This is a genomic window from Cognaticolwellia aestuarii (genome assembly GCF_002000025.1).
GTDB lineage: Bacteria > Pseudomonadota > Gammaproteobacteria > Enterobacterales > Alteromonadaceae > Cognaticolwellia > Cognaticolwellia aestuarii.
Genome location: NZ_MUZV01000006.1, coordinates 265,326 through 282,916, shown reverse-complemented (window position 1 = coordinate 282,916; position 17,591 = coordinate 265,326). Strand labels below are relative to the sequence as shown.

The window sequence follows — 17,591 nt, the reverse complement described above, 5'->3', positions numbered from 1 at the left end:
TATTAATCGTTTTTTTGCAAAAGTGAAAGAACATTTTCCGGAGGGCGTCCAATAATAGCACGTGTATTATCGGTTACTATTGGTCTTTCCATTAATTTAGGAGTTGATGCCATAGCTGCGATTAATGTTGCATCATCTGCATTTGCTAAGTTTAGTTCTTTAAACTCTGCTTCTTTGGTTCGCATCATGTCGCGTGGAGAAACGTTAAGTAATGCTAATAGCTGCTCAATCTCATTAATGCTAAGCGGATTTTTTAAATATTCAACAATAGTCACTTCATGGTTTTGTTCTTCAATAAGTGCTAAAGTTTGTCGGCTTTTTGAGCAACGAGGGTTGTGATAAATAGTTAACATGTTTCTCTCTTAAATTATTATAAATGGTTTAGGGGCTGTTGTGCTTTTACTTTAGCTATTCGCTAACTTGTATGATTACAATGCGAAAAGTCTATGGTGTTTTATCCACTTTTACCGTTTTCAACAATGTTAGATTGAAAACTAGCTATAGCCCCTTGGCTTGCCTTGAAAAATCATAAACCTTATCCGCCTATTATGTATTTGGTGCAACCAAACATTCGATAAAGCGCTATGATTGTCAATTATTCAAGTGCAACAGTCACGGGTATTATTTTAACTGATTTTTTAGAGACGCTTAAGTTTTTCTTGCTGTTCTTGCAGCTGTAAAATTCGACCTTTCATTCTTTTCTTCAATAACGGGTTATTTTCAACAAAGTTATAACCTGTTTGTAGTTCATCTACGGCTTTAGGGTAAGCGCCGAGTAATGCATACACTTCAGCTTTAGTGGCATGCATTAATGCCATTTTATCTTGTTTTCTGTAAATTTGGGTAAGTAAGTCATTGGCAATAAAGTTGCTAGGGCTTACGGCCAAAAAGTCCTGAAGTAGCATTTCTGCTTTTTCATACTGCTTCGCTTCCGATAATGCATTCGCTAGGTTTAATGTGACAACTTGATTGTTTGGCATCAACAATTTCAACTCAGTCAGCATTGTTATAGCTTTGTCGTAAGCTTTTACGGCAAGGTAAGCGTCGGTTAATGCATCAACATAAAATAAATTTCTGTTATCGTTAGTTAAAAGTTCCTCAAGTTGGGTGACAGCTATTTGGTAATCTTTATTTTCATAATGTGAGAGGGCAAGACCATATTTTGCTGCTGCTTCAAAGGCATATTGCTTTTTGTCTAAACTTAGTTGAAAGTTAATAATATGGTCTTTAGCATTACCTTCATAGCGTGCAGTGATACGTGCTTTGGCCAATTCAAACTGTAAACTTGGTGGTAAAGGGCGCGGAGAATAACTTTGTGCTCTTATTCTCGCGTCAGAAATTCTTGATTCTGGTAATGGGTGGGTTAATAGCATGGCAGGTGGCTTCGATTTATAACGATACTTTTCTGCCATAGTGGAGAAAAAGTCTGGCGCACCTTGCGGATCAAAGCCACTATTTGCCAGCAGTGCTATGCCAACACGGTCAGCTTCTTTTTCATTACCTCGCGTATAGTTGATACCAGCCTGTTGTGATGCAGCCATAGTGGTACTCAGTGCTGCGATACCCATACTTGGATTAATTAAGGTAAGTAAAATACTTGAAATCATACCTGCCATGGCAAGCGGTTGTGACTTGTCTTGCGACTCTAATCTACGGGCTAAATGTCGTTGGGTGACATGTGAAATTTCGTGAGCAACAACAGCGGCTAATTCACTTTCAGTACTTGCCGTTGTGATCAAACCACTATGAATCGCAATATGACCGCCAAAAAAAGCAAAAGCATTTAACTCTTCATTGCGTATGACAAAAAACTCAAAACTATAATTGACGTCTTTGGCATTTCGCACCATACGATTGCCTAAATCATTAATATATTCGGTTAATACCGGATCATTAAGGATAGGTTGCGTTGCACGAATTTGACGCATCATTTCGCCACCTATCTGGCGTTCTTTTTCGATGGATAAAACACTAAAGCCCGCTGAACCGATTTCTGGGAGCTTATTTTTATTACTGTCTGGATTCGCGGCAAGCACATGACCTGATAAAGATGTCGCTAAGGCAAGTGATATGATGAGCGGCTTTAATTTAAACAATTTTAATTTTCCATGTTATCTGGCTGTTCAAAGCTATCTGTTGATTGAGACCGTGCATGTTTACGATAAATTTCTTTACAAAACTCGGCAATTGAATAACCTTTGATGTCAATAATATCAAATGATTCCCTGAGTAAGTTAATTAACTCTTCAACACGGTGATTAGCATAGCGAAGAAGCGCGTAATCAGCTTCATCACCTTGCTGAAAGGTAAAGGCAATAAAGGGAATTAATGCGTTTAACCTAAACAGCATTTGCATTGTTTCAGGTGTCCATTTTTTAAATGGGCATTTGGGGTTATTCAACTGTGCATGCAGTACACGTTCATTGTCGATAATTGGGTAACAATGTAATTCATAATGCTGTTCGGTCATTACGTGATAAAGCATAACTTTAGCTTTATTAACAACTACTCTATTGCCTGCTTGATCACTTTTCTCGCCTAACAGCTTGAGATTCCAATTATTCTGATCGAGTAATTGTTTGAAGGCGCTATCAAAACCATGGCTTAAAATACCATCAATATCACTCATTGAACTCATCGTTAACTGATAGATAGTAGGAATTTCTCCCCAGTTTATCTTCTTTTTGTAAGCGTTGATTTCTTTAAGGTTTGGGTTTTCAGGAAGCTTGTTCATTTAACCTCTTTTCATTATTTAAGAAATACATCAAAAGAATGCATCAATGTCATTGTAATCAATTGTCGCAAATTAGATAATCAAACTAAAGCACTGTGCATATTTTTATTTATGATATACGAATACGATGCTACACAAGATAAATGTCCGGTACCCCTGGTTAATTTACGCTTGATGCTCAGAAAATTAACCCCTATTGATAGTTGTTTGATACGCATTTGCGATAATGGTTCTAAAAAAGATATTCCTAAATTGTTAATCAAACAAGGGTTTTATTTTGAACAACGTAACGTTGATGAACAAATTGTTGAGTTAACAATAAGAATGGAAAAGTAAATATTATGGTTTCACTGTTTAGCGATTGGTACAAAAGAAATTTCTCAGACCCTAGTGCGGTAACCTTGTTGGTAATTTTAATTTGTACTTTTTTGTTTGTTTATTTTTTTAGTAATTTATTAATGCCGGTATTTGTGGCTGTTGCCATCGCATTCTTATTGGATTTACCCGTTAATAAACTTTCGCAGATAGGCTTGTCTCGAACTTTAGCTGTGATTATAGTCGTGACAGGCTTTGTTGGTTTATCTCTTATCGGTGTTCTAGGGCTAATGCCGGTTATTTGGCAACAAAGCAGTAACCTATTACAAGAAGTACCACAAATGGTCGGGCAAGGACATACTTATTTGCAAGCGCTTCCTGAACAGTACCCCCACTTGGTCAGTGCAGAGCAAATTGGTAATGTGATCACGCTAGTTAATGATAAGTTAATTGAGTGGGGAGAAATTGCGCTAAAAGCATCGCTAAACTCCATTTCTAATGTAGTAGCTTTGCTGATTTATCTAATTTTAGTGCCCTTGATGGTTTTTTTCTTTCTTAAAGATAAAAGTGTTTTATTTAATAGTTTACGTCAGTTCTTACCAAATGATCGCCGTATGGCAAAGCAAGTAGGTAATGAAATGAATCAACAAATTATGAATTATATCCGTGGTAAGTTGATTGAAATTATTATTATTGGTGCGGCGTCAACGGTTTCCTTTATGGCTTTAGGTCTTAACTATCCAGTATTACTTGGTGTGTTAGTCGGCTTATCGGTGCTTGTGCCTTATGTAGGTGCTACCATTGTAACTTTGCCGGTGTTATTGGTGGCTTTATTTCAGTTTGGTACTAGTGCAGAGTTTGGTTATGTCATGCTAGCTTATGGCATCATTCAAGCATTAGACGGTAATTTACTTGTACCTTTACTTTTTTCAGAAGCGGTCAATCTTCATCCGGTTACGATCATTATAGCGGTGATATTATTTGGTGGTTTATGGGGCTTTTGGGGGGTGTTTTTTGCTATCCCGTTAGCAACTCTGGTTAAAGCGGTTCTAAATGCATGGTCTACAACGACACAGCATGAGGTGAAAGCTGCTTAATTTATTAGCAACAGAACAACGTAAATATTGTCATCTGTTGCTAGTTATAATGTTCTGTTTTAATTAATGATTAATAGTTTTTTTATTCATTATTACCCTACTTCTAAACTCCCGGTTATAAATTCCTATAGCGCTGTTAATCCATAGCGCTATATCGTTTGCTTTTCTGCCTTATTACGTCGTATTGCCCATACCTTAGTTTCTTAATACTCGTTTGGGTCTGTTATTTATTGCTTGCTGTTCAATGTTGCGATTGTGTGATTTAAATCAAAGCAAAAAATTATCCCTATGCCACTATTACCTCGAAATTTATGTGTTGATAAGGGCAAAACATGACAGCGTTTATAAGAGGTTTAACAGCATTAATCACTACAGGTACTTTACTCTGTAGTCACTTTAGTGTGATGGCCTCTAACTCTGAACTGACCATAGCAAGGCAGCAACAACTTATTCATATGTTAAAGCAAGATTGTGGATCTTGTCATGGTATGAGTCTAAAGGGAGGGTTAGGTCCAACACTCTTACCCAATACGATGAATAAACTGCCCGTAGCCGTAATACAACATACTATATTGTTTGGTCGACCAGGGACGGCAATGCCGCCATGGAAATCTATTTTGACCGAGCAAGAAGCATTGTGGATCAGCCAACAATTACAACAAGGTGTAGAAAATCATGACTAATATAAACATGGCTAAGATGAATAAGGTGCTAGGGCTAACATTTTTGTTATTACTCGCTAGTGCATGTACGCAATCTGTTTCGCAACAATCTAACGACATTAAGGTCTCTGCCTCGACCCCGTTAAGAGCAACCGGAGATTTAGGGGTTGTCATTGAAAGGGCGACATCGCAAGTGCAAATTGTTAACCACAGTAGCAATACTATGTTAAGTGAAATAGATGGTTTAGGTGACTTATCTCATGCTTCTATTGTTTACTCTCGTGACCAGCGCTTTGCCTATGTTTTTGCCCGTGATGGCGGCTTAACTAAAATTGATATGTTACAAGATAAAATAGCCAAACGTATAATTCAGTCAGGTAATAGCATTGGTGGTGCTATCAGCCAAGACGGTAAGCTTATCGCGGTATCAAATTATACCCCAGGTGGCGTTAAGGTTTTTAATAGTGAAACACTAGAGCTAGTTGCAACAATCGATAGTAGTGCACTTGCAAACAAAGCTAAGAATGATGACGGCAGTCCTGTTCGCTCTAAAGTTGTAGGTTTAGTCGATGCCCCTGGCCAAAAATTTGTTTTTAGTTTGTTTGATAGCCATGAAATTTGGATTGCCGATTTTTCTCAAGATGAAATGAAGTTAACCAAGTTCGAAGATATAGGCTTATATCCTTACGACGCTTTGATCAGCCCAGACGGTCGCTATTACATTGCCGGTTTATTTGGCGAAGATGGTTTAGCATTACTTGACTTGTGGCATACAGAGCAAGGCGTTCGACGGATTTTACCTCATTACGGTAAAGGTGATGAAAAACTGCCAGTGTATAAAATGCCACATCTTGAAGGATGGGCAATGGCTGGGGATTATGCATTTCTTCCTGCAGTAGGTAAGCACAGTGTTTTAGTGGTGGATACTAAAACATGGTTACAAGTTGCTGAAATACCGGCACATAGCCAACCAATTTTTGTAATGTCCCAACCTGATAATCGCCAAATTTGGGTGAATTTTGCCTTCCCGGACAATAACACTATTCAAGTGTTCAATACTGAAACTTTTGAATTAGTCAAAACTTTAACGCCAGGTCCTGCTGTATTGCATATGGAATTTACTCCTCGGGGAGAGAATGTGTGGATTTCAGTGCGAGACAGTAATGAAGTACATGTTTATGACACAGCAACACAGACATTAATAGATAAATTGTCAGTAAAAAGTCCCAGTGGAATTTTCTTTACTAATCGTGCGCATCAAATAGGACTGTAATTATGGCGATGCAACTTAGCCAGTTAGAGCAAAATATTATTAACTTATATCAGAAAGGTTTTCCACTGTGCTCTCATCCTTACAGAGCGATTGCTGATGAGCTGAATAGCTCTGAGGATGATGTTATATCAGCAATACTAACACTTGATAAAGCCGGCATGCTGTCGAGAATTGGTGCGGTATTTAATCACAAAAAAGCGGGTTCAAGCACGCTGGCAGCGTTAGCAGTGCCAGAACATGAATTGGACGACATAGCTGAAATCGTTAATCAATTTGAGCAAGTCAATCATAATTATGGTCGAGAGCATTACTATAATTTATGGTTTGTTGTTACTGCTCACGATGATAAAGCATTAATCGATGTCATAAACAGCATAGAAAGCCTAACGGGTTATCAAGTGTTGGTTTTGCCGATGGAAGCGTCGTACCACATAGATTTAGCATTTAAAATTAACTTTGCTGAGTCAGCAACAGGTAAACACTAATATGAGCCAACTATCGCACAAAAGCCAACTATCGCACAAAATCCAATGCCAAGAAGAGCCTAATTTAATGGCTAAAACCCTACACAAGGTTGCAGATGAAACGTTAGATATTGCACCATTATCTTTAAAACAACAGCAAGTACTTAGGGCCTTGTTGGAGTGTGGCTTACCTCATGTCGCTCAGCCTTATCTTGCTATTGCAAAGCAGATTGCTGCCACGCAAACACAAGTATTAGCACAAATATCTCACTGGCAAGAAGATGGATTAGTTAAACGTTTTGGCCTAGTGGTTAAACACCGCAAACTAGGGTTCAAAGCTAATGCGATGGTGGTGTGGAATATTGCGGATGATAGAGTTTCTGAAGTGGCCGAACAATTATCAAGTTGTGCAGAAGTATCGTTATGTTATCGACGTCCCAGAAGGCTACCCGATTGGCCTTATAACTTATTTTGTATGATCCATGGCACAGACCGAGCGGTTGTTATCGCTCAAATTGCTGCCATGACCAAGAAATTTTCTCTGGAAGACATACAAAAAGATACTTTATTTAGTTTTAAAGCCTACAAACAGCAAGGTGCTCGCTATGGTAAAAAAGGTGATGTTAATGGATAAGTCATCTCGCCATGCACAGACAAAGTTAGCAGAATTGAGCAGCTTAGATAAGCGCCTAATTAATTTATTGCAGCGCGGCTTTCCAATCTCAGAACGACCATTTTTAGATATTGCAGAACAGTTAGGTAGTAATGAAGATATCGTGATTGAGCGCTTAAATCACTTAATGGCCACTAAGGTCTTAACCCGGTTTGGTCCTATGTTCGACGCAGTCTGCTTGGGGGGGGCATTTACATTAGCTGCACTGGCAGTACCAGAAGAAAAATTTGCAGAGGTCACTATGCAAGTAAATAGTTTTGATCAAGTCGCACATAATTATCGCAGAACTCATCACTATAATATGTGGTTTGTTGTTGGCGCAGAATCAGAAGTAGAAGTAAATCAAGTGATCAGTGATATTGAGAAAAAAACTGCATTACCGGTACTTAATACGCCTAAATTAGAAGAATTTTATGTCCAATTATATCTCCCAGCATAATGAACAACTATCAGACTTAGAGCGCCAATTCGTGTTATTGACGCAGTCAGGTCTGCCTATTGTTGCCAAACCATATCAACAGATTGCAGCGCAATTAAGCATAACAGAGACCGAAGTATTAGCGATGGCCGCTGACTTAAAAGAGCGCGGCATTATACGCCGTATTGCGGCAGTGCCAAACCATTACAAATTAGGTTATCGATTCAATGGTATGACAGTTTGGGATGTAAAGGATGAGGATGTTAGTGAATTTGGTCAAGCGGTAGGGCGCTTGCCCTTTGTTAGCCACTGCTACTTACGTCCACGACATCTTCCAAAATGGAATTATAATTTATTTGCCATGGTGCATGGCAAAACCGAAGCAGAAGTCCAACAATATCGAACTCAAATCAAAGATTTATTGATTAATGTTTTACAGGTTAGAAATGATGATTCAGATCATGGGGTAAAGTTCAAAACTAATGATATGTTGACTAGTACAGAGATACTGAAGAAAACGGGCTTGCGTTTAAAGCGCTAGCAACAGTAAAAGTTTAATAATCGCTGAGTTCAATTGCTTTAATTTAGACGATTTAACATTTAGAAGGATCAATGCAGATGTTTAGAATTTCCCAACTACTAAAAACATTTTATGATGATTTACCGGCTAATAAGGCTCACAAAATGCCTGGTCCTGTGGTTATTTGGAACCTAATACGACGTTGTAATTTACGTTGTAAGCATTGTTATTCGACATCACTTGATATGGATTTTAGTGATGAACTGTCGACAGAACAAGTAAAAGCAACGATTGATGATTTAAAAGTAGCGCAGGTACCCGTGTTGATATTTTCTGGCGGTGAACCTTTATTGCGTCCAGATATTTATGAAATAACAGCGTATGCTAAAGCTAAAGGCTTTTATGTTGCCTTATCAACCAATGGTACGTTGATTAATGAAAATAATATTGCGCAAATAAAAGCAGCTGATTATCAATATGTCGGTATAAGTATTGATGGCTTAGAAGATTTTCATGATGAGTTTCGTCGTCAAGAGGGCTGTTTTCAAGAATCAATGAAAGCAATTGATTTATGTAAAGAAGCCGGCATTAAAATTGGTATGCGACTGTGCCTAACACGTGATAATTTTGCCGATTTGCCTAAAGTTCTTGATTTAATGGAAGAGAAAAAAGTCGATAAGTTTTATTTATCACATTTAAATTACTCAGGCCGAGGTAAACGAAGCGCTGAAAATGATGCCATGTTTAAAATGACCAAAGACGCTATGGTTATGTTGTTTGAGCGAGCTTGGTCGCATATAAACCAAGGTATCGATACTGATTTTGTTACCGGCAATAATGATGCCGATGGTGCTTTTTTATTGCAATGGGTTGAAAGCAAGTTTGCTGATAAATACCCTGAAAGAATAGCTAATTTAAAGCAACGTTTAATTAACTGGGGTGGTAATGCTAGTGGTGTAAATGTTGCCAATATTGATAATACAGGCACTATCCATCCCGATACTTATTGGTGGGGACATCCCATTGGCAATGTTAAAACTGAAAAGTTTTCTGATATCTGGAAGAACACTCAAGATCCATTAATGTTAGGTTTTAGACAACATCCGCGCCCAGTAAAAGGGCGTTGTAGTGAATGTCAATATCTTGCTATTTGTGGTGGTAATACTCGTACTCGGGCATTTGCGCAAAGTGGCGATGTATGGGCTGAAGATCCCGGTTGTTATCTAACTGATGCTGAAATAGGTGTGAAAAGCAAGCACCCAGAATGTGACAACATTCCATTTTTAGCGGTTTAAACCCAACAGCAGAACTTAGGTTAATTAACACTAAGATATTAAAATATAATTTTATAAGGTAAGCGATTTTTATTCTATAATCGAATAAAGAACGATAAGGTAATGTATACCATGACACAGTTATCTAAAGAAAACCCATTGAATAAAAATGTTTTGAATAACATTAATAGAAAGTCAGTACTTCAGCCTGGAGAAGTTGCACTTGTTGGCTCAGGCCCTGGAGATGCAGAGTTATTAACTATTCGTGCGCTGCGCTTTATTGAGCAAGCAGATGTTGCTATTTATGACCGATTGGTTAGCGATGAAATAATGGCACTTTTGCCTGAGAGTTGTGAGCGCTTTTATGTTGGTAAAGAGCAAGCCAAGCATTGTGTACCACAAGGCAAGATAAATGAACTACTTGTGCAATATGCACAGCAAGGTCGAAAAGTATTACGCTTGAAAGGCGGCGACCCATTTATATTTGGCCGTGGTGGTGAAGAAGCCGAATTTTTATTAGAGCATGGTATTAGTTGCCATGTTTGTCCGGGTATAACTGCTGCATCAGGTTGTACAACGTACGCAGGTATTCCGTTGACACACCGTGGCGTGGCACAAGGCTGTACGTTTATTACTGGTCATATGCAAAATGATGGTCAGTTAAATTTACCTTGGCAGAGTTTAAGTTGTAGCTCACAAACCGTGGTATTTTATATGGGCATTAATACTTTGCCTAGCATCACTGAGCAGCTAATAAATCATGGCCGTGATGCTAACACACCAGCAGCACTTATTCGTAAAGGCACCCAGCCAGATCAACAAATTTTCCGTGGCAATATATCAACGTTAGCTGATTTAGTTAAACAGCATAATATTACCCCTCCGACCTTAATTGTGATTGGTGATGTCGTTAATCAACTGACAGACACCGCCTTAGCAAAACCAGGGTTTTTGGATGCTAAAGATTATCAGATGAAAATGCCGTTAGCAGTAAAAGCGGGTTAACTTTAAGCTATTTAACGCATTTCCTTATTCATTTATAACGTGTGAAGTCATTATGGAAAATAAAATTAAGCGAATTAAGCAACTTTTGAATCCGACCAAGATTCTACTCTGTGCATCAGCATTAGTTATTTCTTCATCTGGTTATACTCAAGAAACAATCAATCAAGAAAAAGCTGCTCAAGCCCTTTATCAAGAACATTGTCAAAGTTGTCACGGTGTTGACAGGATGGGCAGCATGGGGCCGGCATTATTCCCAGAAAATCTATCAAGATTACGTAAAAATAAAGCGATTAAAGTAATACAACAAGGTCGAGAAGCTACGCAAATGCCGGCGTTTTCTCAACAATTAAACGCCAAGCAAACACAATTATTAGTTGACTATATTTACACTAAGCCGACAACACAACCGCAGTGGACTATGGCGGATATTAAAGCAAGTAATATTCAACATTTTGATCAGTCTAAATTAGGTAATAAGCCGCTCTTTGATGCGGATTTAATGAATTTATTTATTGTTGTTGAACTAGGTGATCATTCAGCAACCCTGTTAAATGGTGATACATTTGAGCCGATAACGCGTTTTAAAACTCGCTTTGCCTTGCACGGCGGTCCAAAATATTCTCCTGATGGTCGCTATGTCTATTTTGCTTCTCGTGATGGTTGGATCAGTAAATACGATATTTATAATATGAAAATAGTGTCAGAAGTGCGCGCAGGTATTAATACCCGAAATTTAGCGATTTCTTCAGATGGAAAATATGCAATAGTCGGTAATTATTTACCGCATAATGTCGTTATCCTTGATACTAAAGATTTATCGCCAATTAAGAATATTGCTGCTGTTGATAGCGAAGGGGTCAGCTCACGAGTAAGTGCAGTATACAATGCACCACCACGCCATAGTTTCATTGTTGCATTAAAAGATGTTAAAGAAGTGTGGGAAATTCCTTATAGTGATAAAGGTGGAGTTGATGTTTATAAAGGCTGGGCCCACGATTATCGTAAAGATGGCGGTGAGGGTAAAGTCGAAAATTGGCAGGTTGCTGACAAATTTCCTGTAAGACGTATCAGAACCGCAGATTATTTAGATGACTTCTTTTTTGATCCGCAATATATTAATTTAATTGGCGCATCACGTGATAGCCATAACGGCCAAGTGATCAATCTTGATGCTAAGAAAAAAGTGGCCACTATTGCTATGGCAGGTATGCCACATCTAGGCTCAGGTATTACTTGGGACTATCAAGGTAAAACCGTATTTGCATCGCCTAACATCAAAGAAGGTCGTGTTTCCGTTATTGATATGGATAACTGGCAAGTGATTAAAGAGATTGAAACACAAGGGCCAGGCTTCTTTATGCGCAGTCACAGTAACTCACCTTATGCTTGGGTTGATGTGTTTTTTGGTCCCAACAAAGATAAAGTGCATGTTATTAATAAAAGCACGTTAGAGGTTGTTAAAACCTTAGCGCCTGTGCCTGGAAAAACAGCTGCTCATGTTGAGTTTACCAAAGATGGTAAATACGTTTTATTAAGTATTTGGGATAATGATGGTGCTTTAATTGTTTATGATGCCAATACACTGGAAGAAATTAAACGTTTACCGATGAAAAAGCCTTCAGGAAAATATAATGTTTTTAACAAAATCAATTATGAAAAGGGCACCAGCCACTAATTTACATTAAATAAGATAGGTTAATGACATTAAAAGCTTAACACTCAGGTGTTAAGCTTTTTTTATCTGTGTTGCTAAGTGTTGTTTTGGTATATCTAAGTTGAGTTAACAAGTTAAAAGTAATGTGAAACGGCTACATCAGAATCTTAATCGACTAATAACTTATGTCTGTCTATGAAGCGTTGCGGTAAATCATATAGACATAGTATATCAATGATTTGCTATTGTTTAGGTGACTCAGCTATCAAATTTTATCATTTTTAGCATTTAACATAGGCAAGGATTCAGATTGCTTTGGTGGCAATGAAGGTGTTTATATTATTAAGTTAACTATCTGAATTAATTTACTAAATAAAGAGCCAGTAGTGAAAGCTACTGGCTCTTTATTTAGTAATATTATCATCACTGATCACGGGAGATGATTTAGGTTAACTCATCGTCGTAATCACTTACCAAGTTTCTAGCAACAGCTTAGCTTGCTCTTTTCCTTCAAATATTTGGCTACTATTAATAGCTTCAATGAGATGACCTTTTGCTTCTGCTGTTCTACCAAGCTTATCTAGCGTGACGGCTAAATGGTATTTTATTTCAGCGTTGTCATAATCTTTGGTCAGTGCATATCTAAATAACGCTAGTGCTTCTAAATGATTTCCTGAACGGCTTTCAATCCAAGCATAGGTATCTATGATAGCAACGTTATCTTTTAAATAAGAATAGGCTTGAGCGGCGTATTCACGAGCCTTTTCTTGCTGGTTAAGTGAAAAATAAACGTTTGCTGCATTATTTAATAATATCGGTAATTGTCCATGCTTGATTAATAGTGCTTCATAGCTATCAGCGGCTTGTTGTAATTGTCCTGAGCCTTTATAACTATCAGCTAACGATATTTCAACAGCAATATCGTCAGGGTATTTCTTAAGCCAATTCGACAGGTAAGGAATAGCATGTTCTACATTTTTAGACCTCTTAAAGCTTCGATAAAGACCTAAAAGAGCTTGCTTTTGATCAGAAAAACCTAGCGCTGATATATAGTGCTTTTTGGCCTTTGTTATATTATCCAAAGCATAATATAAATCGCCTAAAAATACCTGCTCTAAGCTTTTACTCGCTGTTAATTTAGCTATATTTTCAATTAAGCTCAAAGCAAAGGCCTCGTCTTTATTGCTAATAACAAGATTGACCAAACCAATATGGGCAGATATTGAGTTTTGATCTGCAACAATGGCTTTCTTGTAGGATTGCATTGCTCCTACACTATCGCCAGCTTTCAATTGAGCTTGTGCAAGTGTGATATTAGCAGACGATTTATTAGCAGACTTCTTAACGTAATCTCTGAGTGCCATTATGGCTTGTTGATGTTTATTTTGTCGCTGATATAAACTAGCAATCAACTTCAAGCCCTCTAAAGAGCTAGGGTTTTGGCCTATATATAAATCGGCAAACTCGATTGCCTCAGCGAGTTGCTTTTTGGCAACTAAAGTACTAACAAGCTTAGATAGAACATAAAAACTATTAGGGGCTTGTACATGCGCTTTATTGACCCAGAGTAAGGCTTCATCATAGTTGGATTCTAGCGCATACACACTTGATAGCTCTGTCATTATCAGCGCATCTTGTGGAAACGCTATTAGTTTCTCATTTAAAAACGCTTTTGCATTTTCAAGATTATTTTCAATAATATCCATTCTTGCTAAATGTATAATAGCGGCAATATTGGCGCTATCCAAAGCCAATGCTTTAGTAAAAGCAGCTCTCGCAGCCGTTATTTTATTATTCCAACCCAACAAAGAACCCAGTCTTTGCTGAAAGTAGCTGTCGTTCGGGTATTGTTGAACTAACTCTTGTGCAATAGCGATAGCATCATCGTATAGTTTTCCTTTTTCATAGGAGTCGATCAATAAGAGTTTGATTTGAGTGTTATTAACTTTATTATCTTTTATGGTTAGTAAAGCATCTATCGCAAGTTGGTATTGCCCTGATTGCATTTTGCTTCGAGCGAGGTTTGTTATGCCTATTTCAGAGTTGGGGTTTAAGACTAAAACTTGCTTAAAATAATTTTCTGCTTTTGTTATATCCCCCATTTGCAAGTAGGTCATGCCCAGAAGTGTTAATATTTCAGCATCGTCTGGCTGTGATAAGTTAGCTTTTGAAAGCAGGTTTTTGGCTGAAATTGCATTACCTTGCTGCAAATCTATTTGCGCAATCATTTTGACTGACTGTGAATGTAACTCTACGTAACTTAGGTACTTTTCTAGGTACCTTTTGGCATCAACTAGGTTCCCATATTGAAAGTTGGTCAAACCGGCAAGAAAATAATAGTCAGGTGTTGTTTTCATTATTTCATCAGGAACAGCTGCTAAAGTTGCAATAACTTCAGTTAATTTAACATTTCCAGATTTGTCACCTTCTATATCTAAGTTAGCATTAATCAATGCTTTTAAGTATCCAGCTCTTGGCTCATTTGGTATTTCACTGATAATGAAGTCAACATGTGTTTCAGCTAAAGCATATTCCTGTAAGCTGATGTGTAACATAGCTTTTGTTAATCGTGCTGATAAATGTGTACTGTCAATTTCTAATGCTTGATCAATTGCAGCCATTGCCTCTTGTGGTTGGCCTGATTGTGCTAATATATTAGCTTTTAAGATCCAACCATTGATAAAAGGTGTTGGCTCTGCAATTGCTTTGTTAACAAAGCTGAGAGCACGGTCGATTTTTAATGTATTAAGGGCTATTTGCGCTCTTCCCAGCAATGCCATTTGATTGCGAGGAGAATATGACAGTGCTTCTTCAAACGCATTGTCTGCTGAGCGCAATAGTTTTTGACCAATTAATGCTTGACCTTTATACACTAACAACTCTGTTTCAATTTTATTTCCTCGGTTACCGCGCTTAGTTACACGTAATACATCATCGTATTTATGTTGTAATAAATACGCGTGAGCAAAAAGTGTGACTAAGCGGTTTTGATCAGCACTATAAGCTCTGGCTTTATTTAATTCTATTTCTGCTAAAGCACCTTCGCCAGTTGCCAGTAAAGCTTGCGCTAGTAAAATTCTAGATGCTAAATGATCTTCTTGTTTTTGCAGAGCATTTTTTAGATGAATTATCGAGGTGCTGATATCCTTATTTTGATACGAAATTAAGGCACTTTCATAAAGTTTGTCCGCATTTTCATCCGCATATACTTGCCATGAAAATGTACTAGAAATGACTAACAAGGCCGTGATTGTTTTCAATGTTGTCTTACGGTATGAGGAGGTAGTTAACTTTGGGAATCTCATTCTTTTCATTATAGGGCCTGTTGGTAACATTAAATTCTAAAAAATTAGCTAAGTTAATGATGATTAATTTAAATATGGTAAATACTTTTATTGCACTAGGCTAGCAAAATTACGTTATTTACTGTCTTAGTTGATAATCAATTCTTTAATTAATTTTTAATTTCGTATATTATATCTTCATGATTAAGTTGAATTCGTTGTTTTTTACATACTATTTTAAAAATAGTTGTCAATAAACTTTACACTTTGTTTTTTATTTAATAAGTTATGTCTTTGATATGGTTTAAGTTGTTGTTTTTAATTGGGTTGTTCTTTTTGGCTCGATACTTGCTTTTGGGTTTGTTAGGTTTAGTTTAAAAACAATAAGAATCATCAGTTTAAAAAGTTGATGTGAAACTTGTAAATACGTTAATTGGAATATTATGATGTCGATAATTACAAATAGTTTAAAAATATTAGCTTTTGGTGTGTTACTAGTCACAACACATGCACATGCCACAGATATAGCTCTTGATGGAACAACTGTTTCAGTCAATGATCTTGCAGATGATGGCGAAGGTGGTTGGGTTTATGATATCGATCAGATGGATGTATCTTGGGGAGCTGATAATACTATTAACGTCGATGTTTTTACAAACTTTTCAACAATTAAAAGTAACTACAGAAATAGTAATAACACCTATTATTCTGGTAATCCAGCGAAAACAATTATTTACGGCGATTTATTAATAGGCGCTAATAATGGCACTGATTCAGGTTTTAATTATGCTTTTTCATTAGGTGATTTATATAACGGTTGGAATACCCGCTTTAGTAGAATAAACCGTGTTAATCAAAAAAATGGTGGGCTTTACGCGATTGATAGTACTCAATCGGCTGGAAGTTATCACAGTTACTCTAGTGATAGAGGTGCTGTATTTGGTAATACTATTGGTAATGAACTGAATTCCAATGATTCAAGATGGTCAGCAACTAGCGGTAAATTGAGCTTTAGCTTTAATGTCAGTGGGTTAGATGCTTTTATGGATGCAACTTCATTATCACTAAGCTGGGCAATGTCTTGTTATAATGATGCTGTTCATGAAACATTTGCTGTTAATCGTGGAACTAACGAACCTGCAATTGTGCCTGAGCCTACAACTATTGTACTGATGTTACTTGCCCTAGTGGGTATGGTATATCGCCAGAGAATTAAGAGTAACTCATTTTCTGCTTAGTTTTATAAGCTATATATAGCTGAAAGTTAGTTATTTTAAAAAGCCAAATGTTTTGCATTTGGCTTTTTTTGTATTTGCTCTGTAATCGCACCTTTTTGATAACCAAAAGTAGAATAACAGAGCTCTGGTTTAAATGATTATTGAACCTTACAATCAAGTGGTAATTAAGTTTACTATTAAGGCTAATAAGTGGCTATTAACCATATCCTCAGCATAACTACTAAAGTCGTTAATGTTTGCTTTTTGATGACGACTACAGTAATAAAAACAGTAAAATAGCAATCGTTTCTATACCGTTAAGCTTGGCTGCGCAAAGTATTTCGTCACCATGGTTTTTTTGAAAAACAGCGTGAATAGGAATTACCTCATTGCAGACGAAAATTGAAAAAGGGCCAATAGTCATTGTTATTATTACGATTTGTTTATATTTACCATTGATGGAAAGCTAGGGGAGCCGAACTCTCTGGGGGAAAACTGGCAGTCGCCAGCATTTATGGCTCAATTGGGTGATAAATTAAGGGTACTTAAGCTTGTGCTAATTATTTTAGCTTTTTTGCTACTTATCATTAGATATCATTATATTAGTGACACAATCAACAATAAGCTTTTTAAAATATTTTTATAGTTTCAGGCTTTATAGTTGCCATAGTGCAAATTCCTTTACTCTGTTTAGGCATTTTATTAGCAGGCTCCTTATCAGTTAATCTTGATTATTCACCTAAAGAGCTAAAGTTTAGCGATCGTACAATCTATGCCGACACTGCGGAACCAGGAGCCATGGGAAAGGCTTATCATTATTTCTATTTAAAGTGTAAATTACCGTTAAATCGCTATGAGCTCAAGTTGCTTAAAAAGTTAGATTGGATGCCCGAATATAGTATTGAAGTGCACGGTAATAAATTAATCATTACAAATAAAAGTGGAAAGGGGAAGCTCATTTATCTGATATAACTAATTTCAATTGCAAGCTTCAACCTTAG

Annotated in this window: 17 protein-coding genes; 13 read left to right on the top strand and 4 right to left on the bottom strand. The window is 37.1% G+C overall.

The window, feature by feature from the left end; genetic code table 11:
* Positions 1 to 2: 2 nt before the first annotated feature.
* From arsC to B0169_RS11370, 3 genes are all read right to left on the bottom strand, one after another.
* Positions 3 to 353 carry an arsenate reductase (glutaredoxin) gene (gene arsC / locus B0169_RS11380; protein WP_077286087.1) on the bottom strand — a complete coding sequence of 117 codons (351 nt, stop codon included), beginning with the start codon at positions 351 to 353 and terminating at the stop codon, positions 3 to 5.
* Positions 354 to 638: 285 nt separating this feature from the next.
* A complete protein-coding gene (bepA, locus tag B0169_RS11375) occupies positions 639 to 2,096 on the bottom strand; it encodes a beta-barrel assembly-enhancing protease (RefSeq protein WP_077286086.1) in 1,458 nt (485 codons plus the stop codon).
* Between the two features lie 2 nt (positions 2,097 to 2,098).
* Positions 2,099 to 2,734, bottom strand: a complete 636-nt coding sequence (locus tag B0169_RS11370) for a hypothetical protein (protein ID WP_077286085.1) — start codon at positions 2,732 to 2,734, stop codon at positions 2,099 to 2,101.
* A 111-nt stretch (positions 2,735 to 2,845) separates the two neighbouring features.
* Between B0169_RS11370 and B0169_RS11365 the strand changes: the two genes are divergently transcribed.
* From B0169_RS11365 to B0169_RS11315, 11 genes are all read left to right on the top strand, one after another.
* Positions 2,846 to 3,070 carry a sulfurtransferase TusA family protein gene (locus tag B0169_RS11365; RefSeq protein ID WP_077286084.1) on the top strand — a complete coding sequence of 75 codons (225 nt, stop codon included), beginning with the start codon at positions 2,846 to 2,848 and terminating at the stop codon, positions 3,068 to 3,070.
* Positions 3,071 to 3,075: 5 nt separating this feature from the next.
* Complete coding sequence (locus B0169_RS11360) at positions 3,076 to 4,146, top strand: AI-2E family transporter (protein ID WP_077286083.1); 1,071 nt, start codon at positions 3,076 to 3,078, stop codon at positions 4,144 to 4,146.
* Between the two features lie 332 nt (positions 4,147 to 4,478).
* Complete coding sequence (locus tag B0169_RS11355; protein WP_077286082.1) at positions 4,479 to 4,829, top strand: c-type cytochrome; 351 nt, start codon at positions 4,479 to 4,481, stop codon at positions 4,827 to 4,829.
* Positions 4,822 to 6,081 carry a cytochrome D1 domain-containing protein gene (locus B0169_RS11350; RefSeq protein ID WP_280522517.1) on the top strand — a complete coding sequence of 420 codons (1,260 nt, stop codon included), beginning with the start codon at positions 4,822 to 4,824 and terminating at the stop codon, positions 6,079 to 6,081. Before B0169_RS11355 ends, B0169_RS11350 begins: the two co-directional genes overlap by 8 nt.
* Positions 6,082 to 6,083: 2 nt before the next feature.
* Positions 6,084 to 6,566 (top strand): Lrp/AsnC family transcriptional regulator, encoded by a 483-nt coding sequence (locus B0169_RS11345; protein ID WP_202971826.1) that lies wholly within the window; start codon positions 6,084 to 6,086, stop codon positions 6,564 to 6,566.
* A 1-nt stretch (position 6,567) separates the two neighbouring features.
* Positions 6,568 to 7,179 carry a siroheme decarboxylase subunit beta gene (ahbB, locus tag B0169_RS11340; protein ID WP_202971825.1) on the top strand — a complete coding sequence of 204 codons (612 nt, stop codon included), beginning with the start codon at positions 6,568 to 6,570 and terminating at the stop codon, positions 7,177 to 7,179.
* On the top strand, positions 7,172 to 7,657 hold the full coding sequence (locus B0169_RS11335; protein ID WP_077286081.1) for an Lrp/AsnC family transcriptional regulator: 486 nt from the start codon (positions 7,172 to 7,174) through the stop codon (positions 7,655 to 7,657). Before ahbB (B0169_RS11340) ends, B0169_RS11335 begins: the two co-directional genes overlap by 8 nt.
* The gene (gene ahbB, locus B0169_RS11330) at positions 7,632 to 8,177 is read left to right on the top strand and encodes a siroheme decarboxylase subunit beta (RefSeq protein WP_077286080.1); all 546 of its coding nucleotides are present in this window, start codon (positions 7,632 to 7,634) and stop codon (positions 8,175 to 8,177) included. Before B0169_RS11335 ends, ahbB (B0169_RS11330) begins: the two co-directional genes overlap by 26 nt.
* A 77-nt stretch (positions 8,178 to 8,254) precedes the next feature.
* The gene (gene nirJ, locus B0169_RS11325) at positions 8,255 to 9,451 is read left to right on the top strand and encodes a heme d1 biosynthesis radical SAM protein NirJ (RefSeq protein WP_077286079.1); all 1,197 of its coding nucleotides are present in this window, start codon (positions 8,255 to 8,257) and stop codon (positions 9,449 to 9,451) included.
* Between the two features lie 111 nt (positions 9,452 to 9,562).
* Positions 9,563 to 10,435, top strand: a complete 873-nt coding sequence (cobA, locus tag B0169_RS11320) for a uroporphyrinogen-III C-methyltransferase (protein ID WP_077286078.1) — start codon at positions 9,563 to 9,565, stop codon at positions 10,433 to 10,435.
* 52 nt (positions 10,436 to 10,487) lie between these two features.
* Complete coding sequence (locus tag B0169_RS11315) at positions 10,488 to 12,110, top strand: nitrite reductase (protein WP_077286077.1); 1,623 nt, start codon at positions 10,488 to 10,490, stop codon at positions 12,108 to 12,110.
* 449 nt (positions 12,111 to 12,559) lie between these two features.
* On the opposite strand, the gene prsT is transcribed toward B0169_RS11315, so the two are convergent.
* Positions 12,560 to 15,403: an XrtA/PEP-CTERM system TPR-repeat protein PrsT gene (gene prsT, locus B0169_RS11310; protein WP_158077080.1), complete on the bottom strand. Its 2,844-nt coding sequence runs from the start codon at positions 15,401 to 15,403 to the stop codon at positions 12,560 to 12,562.
* 416 nt (positions 15,404 to 15,819) lie between these two features.
* Between prsT and B0169_RS11305 the strand changes: the two genes are divergently transcribed.
* Positions 15,820 to 16,611, top strand: coding sequence for a PEP-CTERM sorting domain-containing protein (locus B0169_RS11305; protein WP_158077079.1), 792 nt, complete (start codon positions 15,820 to 15,822; stop codon positions 16,609 to 16,611).
* A gap of 648 nt (positions 16,612 to 17,259) precedes the next feature.
* Positions 17,260 to 17,562 (top strand): hypothetical protein, encoded by a 303-nt coding sequence (locus tag B0169_RS11295; RefSeq protein WP_077286073.1) that lies wholly within the window; start codon positions 17,260 to 17,262, stop codon positions 17,560 to 17,562.
* Positions 17,563 to 17,591 lie beyond the last annotated feature (29 nt).

Bases quoted from the DNA above. Each gene is read 5' to 3' on its own strand.
- B0169_RS11335 (WP_077286081.1), top strand. From the start codon at position 7,172: ATGGATAAGTCATCTCGCCATGCACAGACAAAGTTAGCAGAATTGAGC.
- arsC (WP_077286087.1), bottom strand. From the start codon at position 353: ATGTTAACTATTTATCACAACCCTCGTTGCTCAAAAAGCCGACAAACT.
- cobA (WP_077286078.1), top strand. From the start codon at position 9,563: ATGACACAGTTATCTAAAGAAAACCCATTGAATAAAAATGTTTTGAAT.
- B0169_RS11345 (WP_202971826.1), top strand. From the start codon at position 6,084: ATGGCGATGCAACTTAGCCAGTTAGAGCAAAATATTATTAACTTATAT.
- prsT (WP_158077080.1), bottom strand. From the start codon at position 15,403: ATGAAAAGAATGAGATTCCCAAAGTTAACTACCTCCTCATACCGTAAG.
- B0169_RS11360 (WP_077286083.1), top strand. From the start codon at position 3,076: ATGGTTTCACTGTTTAGCGATTGGTACAAAAGAAATTTCTCAGACCCT.
- ahbB (WP_202971825.1), top strand. From the start codon at position 6,568: ATGAGCCAACTATCGCACAAAAGCCAACTATCGCACAAAATCCAATGC.
- B0169_RS11365 (WP_077286084.1), top strand. From the start codon at position 2,846: ATGATATACGAATACGATGCTACACAAGATAAATGTCCGGTACCCCTG.
- B0169_RS11305 (WP_158077079.1), top strand. From the start codon at position 15,820: ATGTCGATAATTACAAATAGTTTAAAAATATTAGCTTTTGGTGTGTTA.
- B0169_RS11315 (WP_077286077.1), top strand. From the start codon at position 10,488: ATGGAAAATAAAATTAAGCGAATTAAGCAACTTTTGAATCCGACCAAG.
- B0169_RS11355 (WP_077286082.1), top strand. From the start codon at position 4,479: ATGACAGCGTTTATAAGAGGTTTAACAGCATTAATCACTACAGGTACT.
- B0169_RS11370 (WP_077286085.1), bottom strand. From the start codon at position 2,734: ATGAACAAGCTTCCTGAAAACCCAAACCTTAAAGAAATCAACGCTTAC.
- B0169_RS11350 (WP_280522517.1), top strand. From the start codon at position 4,822: ATGACTAATATAAACATGGCTAAGATGAATAAGGTGCTAGGGCTAACA.
- nirJ (WP_077286079.1), top strand. From the start codon at position 8,255: ATGTTTAGAATTTCCCAACTACTAAAAACATTTTATGATGATTTACCG.
- ahbB (WP_077286080.1), top strand. From the start codon at position 7,632: ATGTCCAATTATATCTCCCAGCATAATGAACAACTATCAGACTTAGAG.